8 protein-coding genes are annotated in these 5,714 nt (G+C 69.5%); 1 reads left to right on the forward strand and 7 read right to left on the reverse strand.

The genetic code is table 11. From position 1 onward, the window contains the following. Positions 1 to 69 precede the first annotated feature (69 nt). Together E1284_RS37815 and rsmG are read right to left on the reverse strand one after the other, a co-directional pair. The gene (locus tag E1284_RS37815) at positions 70 to 885 is read right to left on the reverse strand and encodes a ParA family protein (protein ID WP_131944956.1); all 816 of its coding nucleotides are present in this window, start codon (positions 883 to 885) and stop codon (positions 70 to 72) included. Positions 886 to 1,235: 350 nt separating this feature from the next. Continuing rightward, positions 1,236 to 1,913: a 16S rRNA (guanine(527)-N(7))-methyltransferase RsmG gene (rsmG, locus tag E1284_RS37820; protein WP_131944957.1), complete on the reverse strand. Its 678-nt coding sequence runs from the start codon at positions 1,911 to 1,913 to the stop codon at positions 1,236 to 1,238. 188 nt (positions 1,914 to 2,101) lie between these two features. Here rsmG and E1284_RS37825 point away from each other — a divergent pair, with 188 nt between their 5' ends. Then, a complete protein-coding gene (locus E1284_RS37825) occupies positions 2,102 to 2,566 on the forward strand; it encodes a DUF6458 family protein (RefSeq protein ID WP_131944951.1) in 465 nt (154 codons plus the stop codon). A gap of 329 nt (positions 2,567 to 2,895) precedes the next feature. Here E1284_RS37825 and E1284_RS37830 read toward each other — a convergent pair whose 3' ends face one another. From E1284_RS37830 to rpmH, 5 genes are read right to left on the reverse strand one after another with little or no spacing between them, the layout of a single operon-like run. Continuing rightward, a complete protein-coding gene (locus E1284_RS37830; RefSeq protein ID WP_131944952.1) occupies positions 2,896 to 3,381 on the reverse strand; it encodes a Jag family protein in 486 nt (161 codons plus the stop codon). 37 nt (positions 3,382 to 3,418) lie between these two features. Beyond that, entirely contained in the window at positions 3,419 to 4,456 is a 1,038-nt protein-coding gene (gene yidC / locus E1284_RS37835) for a membrane protein insertase YidC (protein ID WP_131944953.1), read from the reverse strand. After that, positions 4,449 to 4,925, reverse strand: coding sequence for a membrane protein insertion efficiency factor YidD (gene yidD, locus E1284_RS44210; protein ID WP_131944954.1), 477 nt, complete (start codon positions 4,923 to 4,925; stop codon positions 4,449 to 4,451). Before yidD ends, yidC begins: the two co-directional genes overlap by 8 nt. Next, positions 4,922 to 5,290, reverse strand: coding sequence for a ribonuclease P protein component (gene rnpA / locus E1284_RS37845; protein ID WP_131944955.1), 369 nt, complete (start codon positions 5,288 to 5,290; stop codon positions 4,922 to 4,924). Before rnpA ends, yidD begins: the two co-directional genes overlap by 4 nt. Before the next feature lie 12 nt (positions 5,291 to 5,302). Beyond that, entirely contained in the window at positions 5,303 to 5,440 is a 138-nt protein-coding gene (gene rpmH / locus E1284_RS37850; RefSeq protein WP_067450744.1) for a 50S ribosomal protein L34, read from the reverse strand. Positions 5,441 to 5,714: the final 274 nt, after the last annotated feature.

The raw sequence follows: 5,714 nt of genomic DNA on the forward strand, positions 1-5,714 counted from the left end.
GTGTCGGCGGGGGCGGGGCGGTGGGGATGAGGGCGCCGAGCCCCTTGCCCAGACCGCGTCGCTGCTGGCTCACTGGACAGCTCCTCCATGGGCCATCTCGGAGGCGGCCTCGCTGTAGGCGAGTGCGCCGCTCGAACCGGGGTCGTAGGTCATGACGGACTGCCCGTAGCTGGGGGCCTCCGACACTCGGACGCTCCGGGGAATCACCGTGTTGAGCACGACGTCGCCGAAGTGGTTGCGGACGTCCTCGGCGACCTGCGCGGCAAGGCGCGTCCGGGCGTCGTACATCGTGAGCAGGATCGTGGACACCTTCAGTTTCGGGTTGAGGTGCGCCTTGACGAGGTCGACGGTGCGGATGAGCTGCCCGAGACCCTCCAGCGCGTAGTACTCGCACTGGATGGGGATGAGCAGTTCGTCCCCGCCGACGAGCGCGTTCACGGTGAGGAGGCCGAGCGACGGAGGGCAGTCGATCAGCACGTAATCGAACTTTTCGGTCTCGTAGGCATCGAGCGCCCGTCGAAGCCGTGACTCGCGGGCCACCTTGGAGACCAGCTCGATCTCGGCACCCGCAAGGTTGAGCGTCGCGGGCGCGCAGTACAGGTTCGGGATCTCGGGCGCCTTGACGACGATGTCGGCCAGCGCCATGTCCTCGATCAGCACGTCGTAGATCGACGGGATCTCCGCGTGGTGCTCGACTCCGAGAGCGGTGGACGCGTTGCCCTGCGGGTCGAGGTCGACCACGAGCACCTGCGCGCCGTGCATGGCGAGGGACGCGGCAAGGTTCACCGAGCTGGTGGTCTTGCCTACGCCGCCCTTCTGGTTGGCGATGGTGATGACGCGGCATCTGTCCGGCCGCGGCCACTCCCGTTCCCTGCGGCCCGACATCGCTTTGAGTGCGGTCACCGCTGTTTCATGTGAAACCTTGGCGTCCTTGAGCGCCTCGCGCACGAGTTCTGACTCCCCCTGATTCGGTCCTTTGCGCGGCCCCGGCGGCTGTGCGCCGGCGTGCGTCGGAACGTATCCGACGTTCTCCGCGGTACCGGACGTCGTATTGCCCCACATTGCGTGCCCCGAGGGCGTGGTCCCCGGCGCCGTCCCCGAGCCGGAACCCGCCTGCGCGCCACCTGCGGACGGTGGCCGCCCGTCCTCGTTCGCGCCGGATCCGCCCAGGCCGGACGGCTGCTCGTCGGGGGATTCGTCGGCGCGGTCAGGCCGGCCCAGTCCTGGTCCCGTGCTCATGAAGACCTCTTCCTCGACCCTCTGGCACGCCGGGGCGCGCGCTGTCGTCGCCCGACAACCTCTCCTCGGCCGGCGACCACACGGACGAGTGTTGTCGGCGGGTCGACCATACCGCGCCCGACTTGCAGCAGTTCGGTCGAGCGCGCCCCGAGCCGCTTCAGAACGGGCTCCGCCTCGTCCAACTCGGCCTGCGCCCGTTCCCCCTTGAGCGCGAGGAGCTCGCCGCCCGGACGCAGCAGCGGCAGGGCCCATTTCGCAAGGCGCTCGAGAGGCGCGACGGCCCGTGCTGTGGCCACGTCCACGGAGAACTCCTTCACCACCTCCTCGGCCCTGGCGCGGCGCACCTCGACGTTGCCCAGGTCGAGCATCTGGACGCACTCGTCCAGGAAGGTGGTCCGGCGCAGCAGCGGCTCCAGCAGGGTGATCCGCAGATCCGGGCGGACGATGGCGAGCACGATGCCAGGGAGCCCGGCGCCCGAGCCGATGTCCACGACATGCGCGTCCGCCGGAACGGCCTCGGACACCACCGCGCAGTTGATCAGGTGGCGTTCCCAAAGCCGATCGACCTCGCGCGGCCCGATGAGCCCGCGCTCGACCCCGGCCTCGGCGAGAAACGCCGCATAACGCTCCGCGACCGGCAGCGCGTCACCGAATACCTCACGTCCAATCCCCACCAGACGAATCGTTCCACATGACGAGGCAGCGGCGTACACGCGAAACGTCCCCTGTGGATAACTTCAGGCGCCGGATCGGACGGACCCTTGCGTTATGGCAAGAACCACATGACCCCCCGGCATATTCGGGGCCCGTCGGGTAGGGGCTGTGTGTCGCCCGACCGTCCCCCCGGAAGGAGCTCCGACACATGGGAATCGGAGTCAGTCTCGCATTCATCGCCGTGGGCGCGATCCTCGCGTTCGCCCTGCGCGTCGACCTCAGTGGCATCGACATCCACCTGGTCGGCTGGATCCTGATTCTGGTGGGGCTCGTCAGCATGGCCTTCACCTACAAGTACACCAGGCCGCGGCAACGCGCCGGCCGAGTCGTCGGCGCCGGCCCCGCGTACGGGGACGAGCCCGGCACCATCGTCCGCGAAGAGCACATCATCGAGGACCCCGCTCCCATGGGCCGTCCGGCGGAGCGAGTCGAACGGGTGATCGAACACCCGGCGGACGAGGGCGTAACGCACGGCCGTGTCGCCCAGGACCCGGCGTACGCCCAGGATCCCACCTACGCGCAGGATCCGGCGGAGGAGAACAGCCCGTCGGTCTTGGACTCCGGCGATCGCCTGCCGCCGCGTCGCAGGTGGCGGCGCACTGCTCGCCGATAGCCAGAACTCGGGTACCAGCTCGGTGTGCTCGGGCGGCGGCGCACACCGAGCGACAGGGGCCCCGCGCCGGCCAGGGCGCGGGGCCCTTCCCGTACCCGCCGCCAAACCGCTCTCGGGGATCAGCACGCTGGATGACTGGCGCATCGGCCGGTTATCCACAGTTCGTCGTCTGCACTCCGCGGCGTGCGGCGGTGCTTGACCATGGAGGAAAGCGGTCCGCCCCCGGTCATGCGAACGGCCCCGGTGCTTGAAGCACCGGGGCCGTTCGGAAGAGCGTCCGGGTGAGCCGTTCAGATCCGGGCGGACGGACGGCGTCCCGGGGACGGGAGTCAGGCCGGGTAGACCACCACGTAGCGGTCGGGCTCCTCGCCCTCGGACTCGCTGCGGAGGCCGGCGGCCGCGACCGCGTCGTGGACGATCTTCCGCTCGAACGGGGTCATCGGCGCGAGCGGCTTGGACTCGCCGGCCTGCTTGACCTCGTCGGCGACGTCCGTCCCGAGCTTGGTGAGCTCGGCGCGGCGGCGCTCCCGGTAGCCGCCGATGTCGAGCATGAGGCGGGTGCGGTTGCCGGTCTGACGGTGGACGGCCAGCCGGGTCAGCTCCTGCAGTGCCTCCAGGACCTCCCCGCGCTTGCCGACCAGCTCGTCCAGTGAGGCTCCGACGACGGCGACCAGGGCGCGCTCGCCCTCGACGTCCATGTCGATGTCGCCGTCGTAGTCACCGATGTCCAGCAGGCCCTCGATGTAGTCGGCGGCGATCTCGCCTTCCTGTTCGAGCGCCTGGACGTCGACCTCGGTGGTGTCGGTCTGGCTCAACGGGGTCTCCTTCTCCGGCACTTGCTCGGGGTTCAAACTAGCGCTTCTGGGTGCCGCTGCGCTTGCTGCGCGGCTTACGGGTCGGCTGGTTGCGCACGACCTTCGGCTTCTCCTCGGGCTCCGGGGCCGGCTCCGGCTCCTTCTTCAGCCGGGCCTTGGCGCGCGCGCCCGACGGGCTCTGGCCGTTCTTGGACGCGGCGGCCTTCGCACCGGCGGCCTTCGCCCCCGCCTTCGCGGCGCCGCCGGACTTCGCGCCGCCCGCCTTGGTGCCGGCCTTCGCGGTGGTGGTCGTCGTCGCGGTGTCGCCGTTGGTGCCGGGCGGCGGGTACTTCTTGTAGATGTAGTGCTGCTGCGCCAGCGTCCAGCTGTTGGACGTGACCCAGTACATCAGCACGCCCAGCGGGAAGCCGAGGCCGAACAGGCCGAACAGCGGCGCGAAGAAGACCATCATCTTCTGCGCCTGCATCATCGGGTTCGCGTCGTCGGTGACCGGCTGCCGCTTCATGCTGGCCCGGACGGTGAAGAACGTCGTGCAGGAGCTGATCACCACGGCGATGCCGGTGATGATGATCGCGGTCCAGCTCTTGGGGTCGGCGCCCCACGCGTTCAGGAACGTGTCGGGGATGTGAGCACCGAAGATGCTGGCGTTCTGCGCGCTCGCGACCAGGTCGGACGAGACGGCGAAGACGCTCTGCCCCGGCTTGGCGTCCGAGATCCGCTTCAGCGTCTGGAACAGGCCGATGAAGATCGGCATCTGCACCAGGAGGGGGAGGCAGCCCGCCAGCGGGTTGGCCCCGTTCTCCTGGTAGAGCTTCATGACCTCCTGGTTCATGCGCTGCTTGTCGTTCTTGTACTTCTTGCGCAGCGCCTGAACCTTCGGGTTCAGGTCTTGCATCTTCCGGGAAGCGTGGATCTGCTTCACGAAGAGCGGGACGAGGGCGAGCCTCAGCAGGACGGTGAGCAGGATGATCGATCCGCCCCACGCCCATCCGCTGTCCTTGGGGACGACCGTACTGAGCCCCGTGTGAATCCACACGATGAGCTGAGAGACGATCTCGTACAACCAATCAAGCACCGGGCAGCTCCTTGGGCTCTGCTGGGGCGTGGCCGCTTTCCTCACGGCCGGAGTTCGAGGAGACCGCCGCGGATCGCTGCTGAGGGGTCGTCCCCTCAGGATCCCCGGAGAAGACCGACGGTCCAGGTGTGAACGTCTGCCCGGAGTCGTCGGATTCCCCGGCGGGGCTCGTTCCGACCGTTCCAGACGTCTTCTTCGGCGGTACCGGGTCATAACCCCCGGGATGGAAGGGATGGCACCGCGCGATCCGGCGAGCCGTCAGCCACGTCCCGCGCAGCGCCCCGTGGACCTGGAGCGCCTCCAGGCCGTACGCGCTGCATGTGGGGTGGAAACGGCACTGCTGCCCGAGCAGGGGACTCAAGAACCGGCGGTAGGCGCGGACGAGAAGGATCAGCACGGTCGCGACGGGACCGGGGTGGCGGCCCGTCTCGTGCTGTGCGGGGGACGCGGCCCCCTGCCGACTCCTCATCTTCGCCCCTTGGACGCGGGCCGCAGCAGCCGGCCGAGTGCCGACTCCAGATCCGCGGCCAGTTCGTCTGGACGCGCCGTTCCCGCGCGGGGGTTGGCGCGCACTACGAGCAGGCTACCCGCTGGAAGCAGGTCGAGGTGCGGGCGCATCAGATGGCGGAGCCGGCGCCGGGCCCGGTTGCGGACGACGGCGTTGCCGACGGTGCGCGCGACGATGAACCCGACCAGCGGCGGAGCGTCCGCCGCCGGTGCCTCGTCCGGGCGGAGCAGGTGAACTACGACAGTCGGCCGTCCGGCGCGGCGACCGCGCCGGACGGCCAACGTGAAGTCGTCCCGCCGCCGCATCCGGTTGCCGGACGGCAGCACGGCAGTGGTGGCTCAGACCGCGATGCGCGCGCGGCCCTTGCTGCGTCGACCGGACAGGATGGCGCGGCCGGCGCGCGTGCGCATCCGCAGCCGGAAGCCGTGCTTCTTGTGGCGACGACGGTTGTTCGGCTGGAAAGTACGCTTGCTCACTTGGGGCTCCAGTGCTGCGGTCGGTTCCGAAAGGCTCGATAGGTCGCGTCGAGGGCCGCGTCCGGTCCCCCGCAGCGGGGGCCCACCCGGACTCGCCTGGAGGGGCTGCCGGCGGGCACGCGGCATCTCCGTCGATGCGACTCGACCTCAGCACGTTACGGGCTGACCGGCCACCCGGTCAAACGGAGCAACCCTCCGGAGGTCCGGGAACGGAAGCGGGGACGGGCCGGGCGGCTGTCTCTTATACAGATCTGACGCTGCCGAAGATCGCATA

Source organism: Actinomadura bangladeshensis (assembly GCF_004348335.1).
Taxonomy (GTDB): domain Bacteria; phylum Actinomycetota; class Actinomycetes; order Streptosporangiales; family Streptosporangiaceae; genus Spirillospora; species Spirillospora bangladeshensis.